20 protein-coding genes and 4 pseudogenes are annotated in these 17,583 nt (G+C 40.7%); 12 read left to right on the top strand and 12 right to left on the bottom strand.

Features of this window, described 5'->3' with window-relative positions; translation table 11 throughout:
- Positions 1 to 24: 24 nt before the first annotated feature.
- The 5 genes and pseudogenes from alr to Xish_RS04600 form a co-directional block, all read right to left on the bottom strand.
- Positions 25 to 1,104: an alanine racemase gene (gene alr / locus Xish_RS04580; protein WP_099116909.1), complete on the bottom strand. Its 1,080-nt coding sequence runs from the start codon at positions 1,102 to 1,104 to the stop codon at positions 25 to 27.
- Between the two features lie 103 nt (positions 1,105 to 1,207).
- Positions 1,208 to 2,617 (bottom strand): replicative DNA helicase, encoded by a 1,410-nt coding sequence (dnaB, locus tag Xish_RS04585; RefSeq protein WP_099116910.1) that lies wholly within the window; start codon positions 2,615 to 2,617, stop codon positions 1,208 to 1,210.
- A gap of 160 nt (positions 2,618 to 2,777) precedes the next feature.
- Positions 2,778 to 2,945: pseudogene (locus Xish_RS04590) on the bottom strand (IS5/IS1182 family transposase); the annotation flags it as partial.
- Positions 2,946 to 3,036: 91 nt separating this feature from the next.
- Positions 3,037 to 3,582 carry an IS630 family transposase gene (locus tag Xish_RS04595; protein WP_341865764.1) on the bottom strand — a complete coding sequence of 182 codons (546 nt, stop codon included), beginning with the start codon at positions 3,580 to 3,582 and terminating at the stop codon, positions 3,037 to 3,039.
- Positions 3,551 to 3,874, bottom strand: a complete 324-nt coding sequence (locus tag Xish_RS04600) for an IS630 transposase-related protein (protein ID WP_099116405.1) — start codon at positions 3,872 to 3,874, stop codon at positions 3,551 to 3,553. Before Xish_RS04600 ends, Xish_RS04595 begins: the two co-directional genes overlap by 32 nt.
- Before the next feature lie 377 nt (positions 3,875 to 4,251).
- Here Xish_RS04600 and Xish_RS04605 point away from each other — a divergent pair, with 377 nt between their 5' ends.
- A complete protein-coding gene (locus tag Xish_RS04605) occupies positions 4,252 to 5,367 on the top strand; it encodes an acyltransferase family protein (RefSeq protein ID WP_167383218.1) in 1,116 nt (371 codons plus the stop codon).
- Positions 5,368 to 5,421: 54 nt separating this feature from the next.
- Here the strand turns inward: Xish_RS04605 and Xish_RS04610 are convergent.
- Together Xish_RS04610 and Xish_RS19315 are read right to left on the bottom strand one after the other, a co-directional pair.
- Positions 5,422 to 5,527: pseudogene (locus Xish_RS04610) on the bottom strand (IS1 family transposase); the annotation flags it as partial.
- Positions 5,513 to 5,620: pseudogene (locus tag Xish_RS19315) on the bottom strand (IS481 family transposase); the annotation flags it as partial. The pseudogenes Xish_RS19315 and Xish_RS04610, both read right to left, overlap by 15 nt.
- Positions 5,621 to 5,937: 317 nt before the next feature.
- Here Xish_RS19315 and Xish_RS04620 point away from each other — a divergent pair.
- Positions 5,938 to 6,822, top strand: coding sequence for an IS982 family transposase (locus tag Xish_RS04620; protein WP_099116568.1), 885 nt, complete (start codon positions 5,938 to 5,940; stop codon positions 6,820 to 6,822).
- A gap of 117 nt (positions 6,823 to 6,939) precedes the next feature.
- Here Xish_RS04620 and Xish_RS04625 read toward each other — a convergent pair whose 3' ends face one another.
- Together Xish_RS04625 and Xish_RS04630 are read right to left on the bottom strand one after the other, a co-directional pair.
- Positions 6,940 to 7,272 carry a phage tail protein gene (locus tag Xish_RS04625; protein WP_099116912.1) on the bottom strand — a complete coding sequence of 111 codons (333 nt, stop codon included), beginning with the start codon at positions 7,270 to 7,272 and terminating at the stop codon, positions 6,940 to 6,942.
- Positions 7,272 to 8,210, bottom strand: coding sequence for a phage tail tape measure protein (locus Xish_RS04630; RefSeq protein WP_141553941.1), 939 nt, complete (start codon positions 8,208 to 8,210; stop codon positions 7,272 to 7,274). Before Xish_RS04630 ends, Xish_RS04625 begins: the two co-directional genes overlap by 1 nt.
- 90 nt (positions 8,211 to 8,300) lie before the next feature.
- Between Xish_RS04630 and Xish_RS04635 the strand changes: the two genes are divergently transcribed.
- Positions 8,301 to 9,185 carry an IS982 family transposase gene (locus tag Xish_RS04635; RefSeq protein WP_099116568.1) on the top strand — a complete coding sequence of 295 codons (885 nt, stop codon included), beginning with the start codon at positions 8,301 to 8,303 and terminating at the stop codon, positions 9,183 to 9,185.
- On the opposite strand, the gene Xish_RS04640 is transcribed toward Xish_RS04635, so the two are convergent.
- Positions 9,182 to 10,504, bottom strand: coding sequence for a phage tail tape measure protein (locus tag Xish_RS04640; RefSeq protein WP_341865765.1), 1,323 nt, complete (start codon positions 10,502 to 10,504; stop codon positions 9,182 to 9,184). The genes Xish_RS04635 and Xish_RS04640 overlap by 4 nt on opposite strands.
- A gap of 14 nt (positions 10,505 to 10,518) precedes the next feature.
- On the opposite strand from Xish_RS04640, the pseudogene Xish_RS04645 reads away from it, so the two are divergent.
- The 5 genes and pseudogenes from Xish_RS04645 to Xish_RS04660 all read left to right on the top strand — a co-directional run.
- Positions 10,519 to 10,872: pseudogene (locus Xish_RS04645) on the top strand (phage N-6-adenine-methyltransferase); the annotation flags it as partial.
- Complete coding sequence (locus Xish_RS04650; RefSeq protein ID WP_099116916.1) at positions 10,869 to 11,054, top strand: hypothetical protein; 186 nt, start codon at positions 10,869 to 10,871, stop codon at positions 11,052 to 11,054. The pseudogene Xish_RS04645 and the gene Xish_RS04650, both read left to right, overlap by 4 nt.
- A gap of 101 nt (positions 11,055 to 11,155) precedes the next feature.
- Entirely contained in the window at positions 11,156 to 11,494 is a 339-nt protein-coding gene (locus Xish_RS18880; RefSeq protein ID WP_141553942.1) for a helix-turn-helix domain-containing protein, read from the top strand.
- Positions 11,395 to 12,534 carry a tyrosine-type recombinase/integrase gene (locus Xish_RS04655; protein WP_244186102.1) on the top strand — a complete coding sequence of 380 codons (1,140 nt, stop codon included), beginning with the start codon at positions 11,395 to 11,397 and terminating at the stop codon, positions 12,532 to 12,534. The genes Xish_RS18880 and Xish_RS04655 overlap by 100 nt, the downstream gene beginning before the upstream one ends.
- 338 nt (positions 12,535 to 12,872) lie before the next feature.
- On the top strand, positions 12,873 to 13,388 hold the full coding sequence (locus tag Xish_RS04660) for a serine O-acetyltransferase (RefSeq protein ID WP_208614808.1): 516 nt from the start codon (positions 12,873 to 12,875) through the stop codon (positions 13,386 to 13,388).
- A 350-nt stretch (positions 13,389 to 13,738) separates the two neighbouring features.
- Here Xish_RS04660 and Xish_RS04665 read toward each other — a convergent pair whose 3' ends face one another.
- The gene (locus Xish_RS04665; RefSeq protein WP_099116918.1) at positions 13,739 to 14,122 is read right to left on the bottom strand and encodes a hypothetical protein; all 384 of its coding nucleotides are present in this window, start codon (positions 14,120 to 14,122) and stop codon (positions 13,739 to 13,741) included.
- A gap of 467 nt (positions 14,123 to 14,589) precedes the next feature.
- Between Xish_RS04665 and Xish_RS04670 the strand changes: the two genes are divergently transcribed.
- Complete coding sequence (locus tag Xish_RS04670; RefSeq protein WP_141553943.1) at positions 14,590 to 15,453, top strand: hypothetical protein; 864 nt, start codon at positions 14,590 to 14,592, stop codon at positions 15,451 to 15,453.
- On the opposite strand, the gene Xish_RS04675 is transcribed toward Xish_RS04670, so the two are convergent.
- The gene (locus Xish_RS04675; protein WP_141553944.1) at positions 15,437 to 16,825 is read right to left on the bottom strand and encodes a hypothetical protein; all 1,389 of its coding nucleotides are present in this window, start codon (positions 16,823 to 16,825) and stop codon (positions 15,437 to 15,439) included. The two genes, Xish_RS04670 and Xish_RS04675, sit on opposite strands and share 17 nt — an antisense overlap.
- A 27-nt stretch (positions 16,826 to 16,852) precedes the next feature.
- Between Xish_RS04675 and Xish_RS04680 the strand changes: the two genes are divergently transcribed.
- Genes Xish_RS04680 through Xish_RS04690 form a run of 3 tightly spaced genes read left to right on the top strand, consistent with a single transcriptional unit; the run spans position 16,853 to position 17,572 of the window.
- Positions 16,853 to 17,125 carry a zinc-finger-containing protein gene (locus tag Xish_RS04680; RefSeq protein WP_279625654.1) on the top strand — a complete coding sequence of 91 codons (273 nt, stop codon included), beginning with the start codon at positions 16,853 to 16,855 and terminating at the stop codon, positions 17,123 to 17,125.
- On the top strand, positions 17,122 to 17,394 hold the full coding sequence (locus Xish_RS04685; RefSeq protein ID WP_099116922.1) for a hypothetical protein: 273 nt from the start codon (positions 17,122 to 17,124) through the stop codon (positions 17,392 to 17,394). The genes Xish_RS04680 and Xish_RS04685 overlap by 4 nt, the downstream gene beginning before the upstream one ends.
- Positions 17,381 to 17,572: a hypothetical protein gene (locus Xish_RS04690; protein ID WP_141553945.1), complete on the top strand. Its 192-nt coding sequence runs from the start codon at positions 17,381 to 17,383 to the stop codon at positions 17,570 to 17,572. The genes Xish_RS04685 and Xish_RS04690 overlap by 14 nt, the downstream gene beginning before the upstream one ends.
- Positions 17,573 to 17,583 lie beyond the last annotated feature (11 nt).

The following is a 17,583-nucleotide window of genomic DNA, read 5'->3' on the forward strand; positions in this document are numbered from 1 at the left end:
AAAAGACAATATAACTTACGCTGATTATTCGTCTAGATATTCCATTGCAACACGTGAAGTCAGTTTCGTAATCAGCTCATAAGCGCTGATCCCCGAATGTTTCGCAATTTTTTCAACTGGCAGAGTATTTCCCCACAGGATCACTTCATCCCCAACTTTATCCTGGCATGTTGGCCCCAGATCCACAGTAATCATATCCATAGATACACGGCCAACAAGCGGTACTTCACGACCATTGATAAATACGGGTGTACCAACAGGAGCACTGCGGGGATAACCATCACCATATCCCATCGCCACAACGCCAAGACATGTGTCTCGTTCGCTGCTCCACGTACCACCATATCCCACAGATTCACCCGCTTTGTGCTTACGTACGGCGATTAAGCTAGATTTGAGTGTCATGGCAGGAAGTAGGTTAAAATCAGCCGCAGTTTTATCTGCTATCGGTGAGGCACCATACATCATGATACCAGGACGAACCCAGTCTAAATGCGCCTTTGGCCATAATAAAATCCCTCCTGATGCAGAGATGGATTTCTCACCAGATTTATCCGCAATAAATGCCGTAAAGCACTCAATTTGTTGTTGGGTCGTTTCAACTGTAGGCTCATCTGCACGACTAAAATGGCTGATGATATTAACGGGTTGCTCAACGTTACGACAACGGCTCAGACGTTGATAAAATGCGTCTGCTTCATCGATCCTGATCCCCAGACGATGCATACCTGTATCGATTTTCATCCACACTTTAATCGGATGGGACAAATCAACTTGTTCCAATGCTTCAAGCTGCTCAATGCTATGCACCACAGTTTCAATATGATTGACGACTAAAATGGGTAGATCTGCCGCGTCAAAAAAACCTTCTAATAGCAAGATTGGCTTGACGATCCCTCCACTGCGCAGGGCAAGTGCTTCTCCAATACGAGCGACACCGAAGCAATCAGCATCTTCCATTGTGTGTGCAGTTTCTAATAAACCATGTCCATAGGCGTTTGCTTTCACAACTGCAATTATTTTACTGTCAGGAGCTTGTACTCCTACCTGTTGCAAATTGTGTCGCAGAGCGCGGCGGTCGATAACAGCAGTTGCCGCTTTCATTCCATCCCCTTTTTATAATTTTTCAGTCAGGTTTGATAAATAACAGCCTATCTTCGATGTTGATTATTGAAGTCATTAGAACATGAACGATAGGCACTTGGATTTATTCGTCACTGTAACTTGGTCCAGCATAATTATCGAATCGTGACCATTGACCATTAAACGTTAGCCTTATTGTGCCGATAGGGCCGTTACGCTGTTTACCGATGATGATTTCAGCTACGCCTTTCAGTTCGCTGTTATCGTGATAAACCTCGTCACGATAAATAAACATGATCAAGTCAGCATCCTGTTCGATAGAGCCTGATTCGCGCAAATCGGAATTAACCGGACGCTTATCGGCTCGCTGTTCCAAACTACGGTTAAGCTGGGAGAGTGCAACAACCGGCACCTGAAGCTCTTTTGCCAATGCTTTCAGTGAGCGGGATATTTCCGCAATTTCCAGTGTTCGGTTGTCAGATAAAGAAGGAACTCGCATCAATTGCAGGTAGTCGATCATAATCATACTGAGTCCGCCGTGTTCGCGGAAAACTCGTCGCGCACGGGAACGAACTTCTGTTGGCGTCAAACCGGATGAGTCATCGATATACATATTACGTTTTTCCAGCAAAATGCCCATCGTGCTGGAAATTCGCGCCCAATCCTCATCATCAAGCTGACCAGTACGAATACGTGTTTGGTCTACACGGGACAGGGACGCTAGCATACGCATCATAATCTGGTTGCCGGGCATCTCAAGGCTAAAAATCAGAACCGGTTTATCCTGCATCATAGCCGCGTTTTCGCACAGGTTCATCGCAAAGGTCGTTTTACCCATTGAAGGACGTGCCGCCACGATAACTAAGTCTGATTTCTGTAAACCTGCGGTCTTTTTATCCAGATCTTGATAGCCGGTAGAAACCCCGGTCACACCATCATGTGGGCGCTGATAAAGTTGCTCAATTCGTTCAACGGTTTCTTCCAGGATCTGTTCAATGCCTTTTGGTCCTTCATCCTTACTTGCCCGATTTTCTGCGATCTGGAATACGCGTGATTCAGCCAAGTCCAACAGCTCTTCGCTGGTTCGTCCTTGTGGATCATATCCCGCATCAGCAATTTCATTTGCTACCGCGATCATATCGCGTACTACCGCACGTTCACGGACAATATCAGCATAAGCATTGATATTCGCAGCACTTGGGGTATTTTTCGATAATTCGGCAAGATAAGCGAACCCCCCAACATTATCGAGTTCGCCATTCTGTTCAAGAGATTCCGATAATGTAATCAGATCGATAGGCTTACCCGTTTCAAGCAAACGCTGCATTTCGGCGAAAATACGTCGGTGTGGTCGGCTGAAAAAGTCATTACTGGTAACCCGTTCGGACACATTGTCCCAACGTTCATTATCCAGCATCAAACCGCCTAACACGGATTGCTCTGCTTCCAAAGAGTGTGGTGGAAGTTTCAGCCCTTCCACTTGGCGATCTTTTGGTTCAGCCATACTGTTGTTAGTTGGTTTTTTTCCAGTCATGTATACCGCATCAATCTACTAAATAAAAAACGAAATAGGACACCAGTATACGCCATGAAAACAGCCTTGAGTAAGTATATATACCCATCGTAATTGAAGATGCTTGATTTTTTTATTCGTATCAGATCAAGATCGCGCCCATAAAAATTATTCTGACAGATGGCCAAAAAGATCTATAGTCACCGCTGTTGAGTATATACAGCAGTACGCAAAACACCTCATACACATTGACTTTCTGAGGGCGGGTGTGTTTTCGCCTGCTGAGCAACAAGGGTTCAATTTCCTGAAAGACTTCTCGACTGATGTCACCCATGTAGGCTTTTTTCATCCCAACAGGATACATGAAAAATAGTCACGCTTGAAAAAAGATTCTGAATAAGCTGTCAAGTTATTCCGAATTATCATATATAGCAGAATCATCATAACCTGACATATTCAATATGCTCCGTAAACAACTCATCAACCGAACATCTTTTTTGCCTCCTGATCGCTTTTGCTCCGCCCCATTTGTGTTCTATTGGGTTCAAATCCGGACTATAAGCGGGAAGCCATTCCAGTTGACATCTGCTGTCTGCTATCGCTTGTGCCGTATCATTCCGTTTATGGAAAGATGCATTGTCCATCACTATCACGGCGCCGTGTGGAAGCTTTGGCAGCAAATCTTGTGTCATCCACGCATAAAAAACATCGGCATTAATATTCTCGGTAAACAAGCTTAAGGTGACGAAGGTATTTTCGAGAATGGCACCAATGACGTTGATACGGCCTTTTGCGTGCCAGTCATGCGAACCAAAACAGCGTAACCCTTTTTCCGAATAGCCATGTTGACGTGGCATCGCCTGAGCAAAACCACTTTCATCCAAATACACAATCGGCCTGCCAGCCCGCTCATAGTCGCTGATGCGCTCGATAAATGCCTGACGAGCCTGAAGATCAGCGCGAGGGTGTTTTAACGTTTTTTTTATGGGTGATCCGAAGCCGTTTCAAGGCATAATGAATAGCCGATTGTGAGACACCTAAACGTTTTGCTCTTTCCCATTGATAGTCATCGGGAAAGTGTTGGACATCCGCCATGAGCACTGCATCAGGGATTTTCGTGGCAGGTTTATTGCGGGTCATGCAAGGTTCTATCTGATTGCACCACCGGAACAAGGTGCGCATGGAGACTTCAAAATGTGCACTCGTTTGTTCAAAAGTCAACGAATGCTTGTCTTTGTATGCCAATACTCTCTTTCGAAAATCTAAACTGTAGCCCATCTCATTTTATGCCTTGTCATCTTAGGTTTAGATATTATGTCATATTGATATGATTTAGCTATAGAACCGTCACATTAAGAAAAAACAATTAATTTAATTTAATTTAATTATAAATTAAAGTTATTATCACAAAATAAAACTTGACCATACCAGAAGTTTATGGGCATTATGCGGATAATGATTTCAATCCCTGTTCAGGATGCCACAAGCTAACGATAAAACAGATTAAGATAAAAAATAACCCCAGCCACCTCTTTTATAGCGATGAGTAATCTTCTTTTTACATACTATGAAATCACCAAACACATTAATTTTATTAAAAAAACAATTAATTGTAATTGTACATAGTTAAAACTTAAATATTGAATGAGATGGGCATGATGAAGCGATTTGAATCTTTGGATGCGATCAGAGGAATCGGTGCTTTAATGGTCGTGACTGGTCACTTACATATTGTTAATACATTTACTGACCTTTACTTTTTTCGCTACTGTTATATTATTGTAGAGCTTTTCTTTGTACTCAGTGGGTTTGTGCTGACACATACCTATGCATATAGAGACGTAAAATTTACTCCATATATATCTTCTCGGTTCTTTAGAATCTTTCCTCTTCACATATTCATGTTATTGATATTTATATTTCTGGAATTTTGTCGATTATTGATTCAAAAGAATACCGGAATTCATTTTGATGCAACTCCATTTACAGGAAGAACAGCGCCCTCCGAGATTTTACCCAATCTCTTTCTAATTCAATCATGGACTCCCACAACACATAATATCAATCTGACCTTTAATTACCCTACTTGGAGTCTCAGCGTCGAATTTTATACATATATTATACTGTATTTAACAATTATCACTTTTAGAAAAATGAATATCGTCCCTATAATATGGCTATTAATATCTGTGACCACTTTATGGTTGCTTGTCAGTGGCAACCATACGTTACAACAAGCAGTTACTCGAGGGGTATCAAGTTTTTTTGCTGGGGCATTTACCTATAGCATTTTCAGAATTTTCTCTGATATAAAAATAAGTGTTATTACGGCAACTATTTTAGAAATTATCTGTGTGGCGCTTCTCATTTATTTTGTTAGATCACAGTACGAAGCAAAACAAATAATTTGCACTATCGTTTATTGCCTTACTATCTTTATTTTGGCATATCAAAGAGGTGTTATTTCCTCTTTTTTACTTAATAGACACATGCAGCATCTAGGAAAGATATCTTATTCTATTTATATGGTTCATGTTGCAATAATATTAATTATCACAACAGTAATGTTTATTATTCAAAAAAGAACAGGTATAGAGCTGACTCTGCTCATAGAAGGAAGGCGGAATTTGACCACAGGAAATATCTTTCTCAATAATTTTCTTGCATTAAGCATCTATTTCATCGTCATCGCTACCGCAACCATAACATACAACAATGTTGAAGCAAAATTTATGAAATATAGAATTAAATTTTCATCTAGTAGCCAGTAATATTGGCATAGATTACTAGGCAATCCGGTCATGTATTTAAAGCGTTAATCGCCCTCAACCATAATATTCACGCTCAATGAAAATGCCGATGATTTTGTCATGCATTTCAGGTGATTTTGAATAACCGAGTGTTTTTACGGTTCAGGCGCTTTATTCGGTTAACTTTACAGGCTCTGGACACATTACCTGGCTCCTCTGCAAGGTTGAGAAGACCGGCTTTGTATTTAATAATGGGATTGTTAGTATGTAGCATGAGAGTTACCTCATAGTGTCTTTGACTTAAGATTCAGCACCTTTAATCAAAGTGGGTAACTCTCTTCTTTTCAAATCGAAGTGTCAAATCTGATTGCAACTAGTACATATTAGCTCACACCTATATTTGCCCACCTACCCCCTTAAACTTCTCAACAAATGCAGCAATTTTCTGGAAAACAGCCTGCTTTTTCGTTCTATATTCCGGGTTAAGTGGACTTAACTTAACCCGAATTCTGGATAAGAAATTGACGAGAAGCCTGTTCCAGGAGCAAAGTTTTGGTGCACACCGAAAACAACTCCGAGGGGGAACAGGCTATGGACAAGTTAGTTGAAATTTTCTGTGATGTCGATGATTTTTGCCGTTTTTTCATTCCTCAATGGGAACAATTTTGCCTTGAGAGTGGGCATCGTTTACGCCGCCGACAAGGTCATATGTATCCCAGTGAAATCATGACCATTTTGATCCTTTTTCATATGTCGCATTACCGTGATTTTAAAAATTTTTATTTGAAACATATTTGGCAATACCACCACCGCGACTTCGCCACTTTACTCAGTTATACCCGTTTTATCAGCGTTGCCCCTTCCGTTTTGGTGCCATTATGCAGCTATCTGACTCAATTAAAAGGGAAACCCACAGGCATTGCTTTTATTGATTCCACCAGTTTGAGTGTCTGCCATAACATTCGCATCCCTCGACATAAGGTCTTTGCGGGGATCGCACAGCGTGGAAAAAATTCAATGGGATGGTTTTATGGTTTCAAATTACACTTGGTTGTCAATCATCAGGGGGAAATTCTCGCGCTTAAAGTCACGGCCGGTAATGTGGATGATCGGGAACCGGTTCGCGAATTAACCACAGAATTAATGGGTTCTCTTTACGGCGATAAAGGTTATCTGAGTCAGGAATTGGCGGACGATTTAGCCAACAGCGGTGTCACTTTCATCACGAAAAAACGGCGTAACATGAAAGCCCGTATGCAAGCTGAGTGGGATAAGATAATGTTAAAAAAGCGTTTTATCATTGAAACGATTAATGGACAATTAAAATTAATTTCTCAGATAGAGCACTCTCGCCACCGAAGTATAAGAGGATTTATGTTGACCGTTTTAGGTGGACTGATCGCTTACTGCCTTAAATTGAAAAAACCATCACTGAAAGTTTTCTACTCAGAAGACGCTGTTCCAATGATGGCTTAAGCAGAATTCGGGTTAACTTAGGTAGCGTTGAGTTTAGCTCTGTACCATTTTCACTGGCATATTCTCGTTTTAATGATGCCGTAATATAGCGCTTATCTACACTAAACATGGTGTCTCCTAGGGGTGGTGTGCCTGAGTAAATTCCGCCGATAATGAATATTTGTTACCACCCAATGCACTGGTCTTGTAGCCTTCACAGCGATATAACCCTTTATCAGAAAGCGGTGGTGTCCAGACAAACGATTTGTAGCCTTGGTGGCGATCTAAAAACTCCAGAATCGCACGGATATAAGATTCCTTACCGATAAAATCCACTGACCATTTTTGACTACGGGGATGAATGCCATCCCCCGATACTTGCGTGTAGCCATCCCCGAACTGAGCCTTTCGGATAGCAAAATTCACCGTTGAAGAAGCGCTCGTTCGGGGGCTCCAATGAAAGATTTCCATTATCGCCCTCTGATTGCTCTAAAAATCGCCCCGCCCGAACGCAGATCTTTATCCCGTTCAGCTTGATAGACCTGAGTAAAAGCACGTGCCAGACTCTCACCAAATGCCGCATCAGCACCATTGGCGACCTGACTTCTGCCACCGGAATCCGTGATATAAACCTGAATATTCGGTGCGCCGCCCATATTTCCGGTAGGGAAGATAGCCCGAACACCAAGTGAACCATCGGCGCTACGCTTGAGCGGCATAATAGCTTCGGGACCCGCTTCACCCATCAAGCCAGCGCCTTTCGCAAAAGCAAACATGGTGGGACTACTGACAATCTGCCCGCTGTACTGACTCAAGTTTGACGAGGTATAGACGCCGCCTTTGGCATTAGCGACGTAGGATGACCAACTGGTAGACATTCCCATTGCCCCTGTATTGGCCACCGTTCCTGCCGCTGCGCCTCCTACTCCTGCCACACCACCAGCAAAACCACCCGCAACCCCCATGATTGACTTCAAAATAGTATTGGTCAGAATGGCCTGCGCCGCCATGTCAATCAGGTTTTGGATAATACTTTGGGTTAAAGAGGAAAACAGGCTCACCATACCTTCTTTAAAAGTCTGTGTGCCTGTTAACATGCCCGTCATCATGTTGCTCATGCGCTCTTTGGTGGCATTAAGCAAATCCATTGCCATTTTCTGCATTCGCCCCTGAGCAGAATACAATTGCATCGCAACCTCATAGCGACGTTGATTGGTTTCATTATCAGCGGCTATCAACAGCTCATTTTTGCGCTGCTCAGTGATAAGCTCCTCGGTCGCATAGGTCTGAATCAGTGCCTTGCGTTTTGCCAGTTGGTTTTGCAGGTCTTGCAGAGGGTCAACATTGCCCACTAATTCCGCCGCAGGCGAAACGGCATAACGCTGATTAGCTTCCGCGATACTACTCAACCCGAATTCTGGATAAGAAATTGACGAGAAGCCTGTTCCAGGAGCAAAGTTTTGGTGCACACCGAAAACAACTCCGAGGGGGAACAGGCTATGGACAAGTTAGTTGAAATTTTCTGTGATGTCGATGATTTTTGCCGTTTTTTCATTCCTCAATGGGAACAATTTTGCCTTGAGAGTGGGCATCGTTTACGCCGCCGACAAGGTCATATGTATCCCAGTGAAATCATGACCATTTTGATCCTTTTTCATATGTCGCATTACCGTGATTTTAAAAATTTTTATTTGAAACATATTTGGCAATACCACCACCGCGACTTCGCCACTTTACTCAGTTATACCCGTTTTATCAGCGTTGCCCCTTCCGTTTTGGTGCCATTATGCAGCTATCTGACTCAATTAAAAGGGAAACCCACAGGCATTGCTTTTATTGATTCCACCAGTTTGAGTGTCTGCCATAACATTCGCATCCCTCGACATAAGGTCTTTGCGGGGATCGCACAGCGTGGAAAAAATTCAATGGGATGGTTTTATGGTTTCAAATTACACTTGGTTGTCAATCATCAGGGGGAAATTCTCGCGCTTAAAGTCACGGCCGGTAATGTGGATGATCGGGAACCGGTTCGCGAATTAACCACAGAATTAATGGGTTCTCTTTACGGCGATAAAGGTTATCTGAGTCAGGAATTGGCGGACGATTTAGCCAACAGCGGTGTCACTTTCATCACGAAAAAACGGCGTAACATGAAAGCCCGTATGCAAGCTGAGTGGGATAAGATAATGTTAAAAAAGCGTTTTATCATTGAAACGATTAATGGACAATTAAAATTAATTTCTCAGATAGAGCACTCTCGCCACCGAAGTATAAGAGGATTTATGTTGACCGTTTTAGGTGGACTGATCGCTTACTGCCTTAAATTGAAAAAACCATCACTGAAAGTTTTCTACTCAGAAGACGCTGTTCCAATGATGGCTTAAGCAGAATTCGGGTTACTCAGGTATTTCGCCGCAATATCCTGTTTACGGCGCTCAACCTCTTCGGCATTCTGTATAGCCCTGTCCGCAATCTGGCGCTGCAACTGCTTTTCGGCTTCTAAACGGGCATGTGTGGCCTTGCGGTACGGGTCGGACTCGATGGCGTCATGCAGATCTTGGGTGCGCTGTTTAGCCAGAATGCTGGCCTGACTGAGTCCGATCAGTGCGTCGCGTTGCTGTCCTGTGTGTTTGGCGCTGATTTCCATCGAAGCGGCAAAAAGTGACGCGGCAACCTCGCCGTCTTTCATGCGTACCTGCTCGACTTGAATTTCCCGATTCAGATCAGCGACTTTATTGCGGTAGTTTTCCTGCGCACTGGCTGCTTTCCGTGTAGCTCTTTCTGCCGCGTTACGAGCCTCCCGGTCGGCTTCATCCTGTTTACGTATCGCCTCGGCATTCTGGTATATCTGTGTGGCGTTGTTAATCACCCGATCCACGTAAGGCTTTTGTTGCTTGTCATTCGGGTTTAACCCCGAATCGACCGCCTTGTAATACGCCTCACGCTGAACTTTGTCTAATCCCTTTCTGTTGGAGAGATCAATGTCTCGTTCCTGATCCGCAAAAAGCGATTTTAATTTATCATTGGGTTCAAATTTCACTTCCGGTACGGGAATATGAAGACCGGACACATCAATTGCAGCCCGCTTTAGCCGCTCCATGAGGTCAACAGTCAGGGCAAGACCTTGATTTTGAAGGGCTATGGTTACGTTTCCAGTTTTCCTCGCCTCATTGATCGCAGCGACGATTTTCCTTTCTTTCTCGGCATTTTCAGCTTGCTTGTCGTAAACATTTGATAATACAGCTCTTAACTCAACAACTCTCTGCCTTGCCTCTTCGTATTTAGCGTTATTTTCAGATAGCGCTATACTGTATTTTTTGAGGCTATCACCAACATTCATTCCTTTCGCTTGTCTTCTGGTAAACTCATCAACACTATATTGATTACGCTTAACCAACTTGCCGTATTCTTCCATGTCAGCTTTGGCTACTTTAAGATCTTCTTGCAGCTTTCCCTTTGTATCACCAAGCTGAATCGGGGTCATCTTGCTCAATTCTTTCTTGATGTTGGCCGCTTCTTTTGCGTGCTCCCGCGCCTCTTCTTTGGCTTGTTTTTGATTCTGATACAGAAGATAGGCGGCACCGGCTGCCATTATCAACGCACCGGGTATTCCCCCGATTAACCCCAGCGCACCGCTCATCACGCGCGATCCCATTGAGGTGACTTTGTTCAGCCTGTCCTGTGCGGCCGTTCGGGCATCGATATTACGCTTAAGGGTTGAGCTACGGTTCTATATTCTGTAATCCACCCTATTCTAATATTACGCCGTGGGTAGAAAAAGCGGCGATTGAATGCCAGAAGCAATTACAACCAATCGTTATGTTAGTCCCTTCTGATACTTCTGTGGGTTGGTTTAAATTAGCAAGAGAAACAGCGGATGAGGTCAGATTAATAACAGGTGGTAGGATTTCATTTATTCCAGCGAACTTAAAAATAAAAGTCAGCAGGAATACAAAAGGTTCCATGTTTTTAATATGGCGACCATTTATTACTCCGCGCAAGTTAATAACTACTGTAGATAAAGAACACCTATTCAATATAGGTAATAACGAAATAAGGAAAATAACGTGAATATACCAAAAATATCAATTGAAATATCTCGTAAATCAGCTAAAGAGTTTTGTGATTTTTATGGTGATGACAAGTTATCTGATGAAAGTTTGGTTTTGTCCATAACTGATATTGTACAGGATGCATTAAATGATATTGAGTTTCCAGCTTCGGAAATAAAAACCACACTTACCGATGACTAGCGAATTCGAGAACGCAAGGAGGAAGGTGGCGAGGGATTGCCAAACATAAGGGATAAATATCAAAAAATACCTCAATTAGGCATAGTTAAGGGAAATAAAAAATGAATATTGAAGATGACATTTGGGATACAAAAAAGGCAGCAGAGGAACTTAACGTATCATCAAGAACTGTTGCCAGTTTAATAGCTACAGGTGTTATAGATGGCAAACGGATCGGCAAAGGATACAAAACGACTAAGTCCGCTGTTCTTGCTTATATTAAAAGCCCGATGCAAACTCATGGAGCGAGCAAGGGTGATCGTAGTGGAGGTAAATCATGTCAATCACCCAAAGAAACGGAATATGGCACTGTCATTTCTTTACACCGTCAGGAAAGAGAGTTAGGAAATCTCTTGGCACGAGGGACAAAAAGCAAGCGCAGGAGTTGTATGACAAATTAAGAGCTGAGGCTTGGAGAGTAGACCAGCTTGATGATCTGCCAACTCGTACATTTGAAGAGTGTTGCATTCGCTGGCTTAGGGAAAAAGAGCATAAAAGGTCACTTGATGATGACAAAACGAAGATTGAGTTTTTCCTACAACACTTTTCAGGTCGAGATGTTTCAACAATAACGGCAGATGAGATTTATGATGCAGTTTCAAACATGAAGAATCGTAAACATTATCAAGTCTGGGAGAGTAAAAGAGATGCAGCACTGAAAAAAGGGGAAAAGCCTCCTGTGTATGAGGCCATTCCTGTTAGTCAGGCAACAAAAAGCCAGCATTTATCATTCATCAGATCGCTGTTAAGAGCAGCCGCTAATGAGTGGAACTGGATTAAATCAGCGCCTGTTATCAAAACTAAGAAGCCAGTAAGTAAGCGCATAAGATGGCTGACAAAAGATGAAGCTGCAAGGCTCATTGAGTGTATGCCTGAAAGTATCAAACCGATTGTTATCTTTGCGTTAGCAACAGGACTCCGGCGTTCTAATATCATAGATCTGGAGTGGCAACAGGTCGATATGCAAAGAAAAGTGGCATGGATAAATCCAGAGAACGCAAAAGCAGGGAAAGCGATAGGTGTCGCTCTGAATGATACCGCATGCCGGGTGTTACGGGATCAGATAGGCAAGCACTCAAGGTGGATATTTGTGCATACCAAAGCCAAGCACCGACCAGACGGAACATTAACCCCTGCAGTGAGAAAGATGAGGGTTGATGATAATAGTGCTTGGAATATCGGCCTTAAGAAAGCAGGCATAGAAGATTTCCGTTTTCACGACCTACGCCACACATGGGCAAGCTGGTTGATACAATCAGGGGTTCCACTTTCCGCACTTCAAGAAATGGGCGGTTGGGAATCAATCGAAATGGTTAGAAGATATGCACATTTAGCGCCCAACCATTTGAGTGAACATGCCTGCAAAATTGATGTACTTTTTGAAGATAACGACACAAATACGACACAAGGGAAAAATCAAGCAGGGCTGAAATTGGCGTAACTCATTGATTTTAAATGGCCCTACAGGATTCGAACCTGTGACCTACGGCTTAGAAGTGAGTAGAGTCACTATCTAAATCAACCAATTACCGCATTTATCGGCGCTCACACGTCCCACCTTACCCAAACTTACCCCTTGTTACTTCTTCTTGCTTTTCAATGCCTGTCCCAGATCCGTCCCAATCAATTCACCCAAACAACCCCACCCACCAGCTCGCCGACTACATTGATGAGATCTTGAAGTGGATCACATATATATTAGCTGACCATATATTTTATTAGTGATAATATTTACTGTAATAATTATAAATGATAATTTTTACTAATGGGTTTCATTAAATGGAAATGAGCATTTCAGAATTGATAAAAAGTGATTTATGTCGCTACATTGGCAAAGATAAAGTAAGTAAAAAGCAAATTATTAGACACTATTTACTAAATACAGGCTTTAAGTTTATGTTTTGGTTCCGTTTATGTGAATCTAAAAATAAATGTTTAAAACTTATTGCCATCTTAATGCATCGCCGTATATCTAAAAAACACATGTTAGATATACCTAGAGGGACAAAGATCGGTCATGGATTTTACATTGGGCATGGAGGATGCATAGTTATCAATCCAACAGCTATTATAGGAAATAATGTAAACATCAGTCAATTTACTACCATTGGATCAAATGAAGGTCAAGCAGCTACTATTGGTGACAACGTTTATATTGGGCCTAGTGTTTGCATTGTTGAAGATGTAAAAATAGGGAATGAAGTAAAAATAGGAGCTGGTGCCGTAGTAACAAAGGATATCCCTAGCAACAGCGTTTACGCTGGAGTTCCCGCGAGATTTATCAAAGATAATTAATGAGAACGATTTAATCACTAGGCGATATAATTTGTAACATAAATAAATTTGTAGCATTGTTTCATGATTATGGGGTAATGGACATAACTCATCCATCAGGGGTGCTATGTTCTTTTAATCACTTCGGCGATTTAGGCCTTGATTCAGCTAATCCCCCTGCCTCAAATTCCACACAGAATCCTCCGGCTATCCTACGCCCACCCATTCGGCCCAGCAGATAGCCAATTACATTGATAGGATGCCTAACATAAAGTGGTGAAAGAAAAGAAGGAAAACGAAAAATCGCGTGTCGTTGTGAGAAAAAGGTTTCCGGATTCGAATGAATATCCCCGACTATAGCCGGGGTGCGATTACGGGTGATCGATAAAAGGAAGGGCAATAACAGAAAGCACAACAAATGCAACACAAAACAAAAACGCAAACCCGACAACCAAAAACCACTCTTTCCATGTTTTTGGTATCTCAGTAAGACTCGTCAGTTTTGTGGCTGACTCAGCTTCATGAGCAAAATCGTTAGATACCTGCATCAATTTTTCCTCAACTGCCTTTTGTACTGATTCGGGTTCAGAAGAAAAAAAATTTTTACATATTAATATGTAATCATCAACCGATCTTCTATCCATTTCATTGTTAATAGACTTAGTTATACCATCAATGATTGGCTGCAAATCTATAATTATGCTATCACCATCAACGTGATAGTAATCTTTCGGTTCGCCAGTAATAATAAGCATTTTCTTTACCATTATATTTTTTAGGTCTAAAAATAAATCTACAGATAGCTTTAGATCTAACCTTTTTCATTAAAATTGGGAAAAAGCTAAATCATAGTCTATAATGCAGTGATTTTAACATCAATATAGTAAATTTTGGAAAAATGAAATATTTACTGTTCATATCAATATTCCTATTATCTCTATTAAATCATACTACATATGCCTATGTTCCAGCTATGCTTTTGTTGGTTTTTTATACTATAAAAAAGGCAAAAACAATTAGTGTGTCAAAACAGGAGCTGATGTTAGCATCATGTTATACTGGTTTCATAATCATTTCAGCCCTTTATTTTCTAGTCATTTCTGATGACAAATCTGACGCATCTGTCGAGTCATTCTATAACAACTTATTGTTTTCCTTCATTTTATACGTCATAATTTTTTCTTTGTATAGGATATGCTCAAAAAAAGCAGGTATCAGTGATTTGAAATTTGCTGTTTCTGCCGTCCTTGCTATCCATGTAGTTTTATTTTTTACTCAAATGATAATTGTGTATTTGACTGATTATTATATTGATTTTATTCATCCAATCACCGGAGAGCCATCAAGGTACATCAACTACATACTTGGCGGCGAGCTATCAGGAAAATTGAATTACAGAGCTACCGGATTATATGTTGAACCATCAACATATGCATCAGCCATTACATGCATTATAATGGCTGGAATATCACTAAACGTAAAAAAATCATTAATATATATAGCAACCATTACTATACTCCTTAATTTTTCTACAATTGGAGTTCTGTTGTTCATAGGGATCATGTTTGCCTTGTTTTTCAATAAAATAAAAATAAAATATGCTGTATTCTTATTCCTGTTAGCACTTCTCCTATCGTCAATAAATTATGATTTTATTTTTAAATTTATTAATGATTTGATATATAAATTTGATGTAACATCAGGCTCTAGATACAATTTAATATCTATAATTTACTTCGACAAACATGGCTTGGTTAATATTTTTGGTGCTGGATATTTCAATATTCCAAATAGCTTATATAAAGAAATTACATTAGGTGAATATTCTGTCGCAGCCCTTAATGATGCAGGGCTTATAAGTTATTTGGTGTTAAAGTTCGGTGTGCTTATAATAATTCCAATAGTGTACCTTTTTTGGAAGATTAAAGGGGCTTCAATGAAAATATTGTTTTGCTGCATTTTGATCAGTAAAATTTCCTTCGTGTTCCCTGTTCTATATTTAGCTATCATTCCAGCGCTAGTCAAGCCAAAAGAGTCGCGGAATAAAATTTCCGCGACTATCATTGTTGCTAATAGTTATAAATAGGGAAACCGTCAATATGGTAATATTCAAGAAACATATCTGCGCTAGCTCCGGTTGATGTGTCAGGCAATGAATTACTTTGCTGTTTAAAGTGAACAACACCCTTTGGTATGATAACCTTTTTTGTCACTTGTATGTCTTTAGTAAAAGACTGACCGAAATTGATATCAATGTTATTTCCATCAACTAGTATTCTGATGATAATCGAATCCGTGTGGCTAAACGTCACACGTGGATTAAAAATAAATGAAACAGAAATTCTCTCCAGAGCATTATAGAAAACTAAACTATCAAGTGCTGTATAACTAGTCATTGATACATTAGCAAAAGAACACAGTGTCAATGATTTAATATTGCTCACGTATGCTAAGTCATTATTTGATAAAAGGTTTGCGTTTCTAGGATTTCTCAAAAACACCTCACCACCGCCTAAAAAACAACCACTTTCAAAGCTATGACGATATATATAACCAAGCGATAATAATGAATTTAAATCTAAAAAAACTTTCTGTTCTGATGTCAGGTTTAAATAATTGATTAGTAATGGTGCTGAATCAGCATTTATGACATATAAACCAATTTTTTCAGTTGCTTTACTACCTTTACCATTGGCTTCGGTGTATATATCACCTAATGTTGAATTGATTCCCTTTCTAGCCAAAATTCCAACCCCATATGAATTCTCAGCACCCAGATAATCAAACGCACATGAATTAGCTATCCATATTGTTATTCCTGCACCAGCAAATGGGTTATTAGTTGGATGATACTTGTCATTTTGTCCGGAGTAATTGCTTCTCATATTTAAAAAGCTGCATGCATTAACTTCTTCTGAACCAGATTCATTAAATATTGCCCTACCAATAATGATACCATAATTCATTGCATCACGAGATGCATGATTATTCATACTCACATACCAACTATATATTATATTTGTATTAACAAGTTTTGCAGACTGAGTGGTTACATTATTAAATCTGGATTCGTTTGTAGTTAACCTAACATATAGGCAACAATCCCATGTATTACTACCATTAATTGTGCAGTTACTTATTCCTGTATGGGATAAAGGTTCTGGCAAATCTTTACTTGTAATTGGAATTGAACATGATCTAACTACCGCCCGTCCTTCACCATTAACATTAGGGGAACCAAATAAGCGGGTTATTCTATCGCTTTCCCCTTCAAACTTAACAAAATCGACTAAAACTAATTCGTCCTCTAAATAATAATCACCAGCAGGAATAAAAATAGTCCCTCCACCCCTTCTTCTCTTACTATCTCTGGCTAGGTTAAATCCATCTATCGTTCTGGCACCAGGAGTCATGTAATTTAATACGTTATCGACACCATACCTATCTAAAGTTCCCACACAAATCCAGTCTTCATTTGGGGTTGGATATATCACTGCTGGACATGTGGTGCGCGTGTCAGTATTCATCCGGAAACCGATATCCCAATGGGGTCACTGGCAGATAAGAAAACCCGACAGGCCAGAGCATCGGCACATCGGTATTTCGATGATGTCGTGAGGAGTCGTAATTTAGAGCGCACGGAAGCGTATCAATGGTTAGCAAGTCAATTGGACATCAGTTTCAACACCTGTCACTTCGGCTGGTTTGATACTGATATGTGCGAACGGGCAGCGAATATATGCAGGAAGTTTAGATGAGAAAAATAGAATACGCAGTAACAGGCGATAATGATTTAGCAGATCCGACAGACCGATATGAATTAGAAAATCCAATATGGGATGATTCATATCCCGATTATTTGGCTGAGGAATGTGCCGATGATTATTATGCCAATCTTGATGGATTTGAGGATAGCTGGCCTATTGAGATGACCATATTTAATAATGGCGAATTATTCGGAACATTTAATATTGAAATGGAATTCGAACCAGTATTTTCAGCAACACGGAGGAATGATGACCACTAATTCAGATTTATGTAGAGAATCGTTTGAGAAATTTCTTTTAACTGAGTTTCGTTATTTTGAAAATGCATTAGAAAAAGATAGTAATGGAAATTATTTTAACATGCCAGCCCAGAATTATTGGGAAGCATTTAAGGCTGGATGGGAAGCAAGTAATGATATTACCCACCCCAGAAAATAGCGAGAAATAAC

The organism is Xenorhabdus ishibashii (assembly GCF_002632755.1).
Lineage (GTDB): Bacteria > Pseudomonadota > Gammaproteobacteria > Enterobacterales > Enterobacteriaceae > Xenorhabdus > Xenorhabdus ishibashii.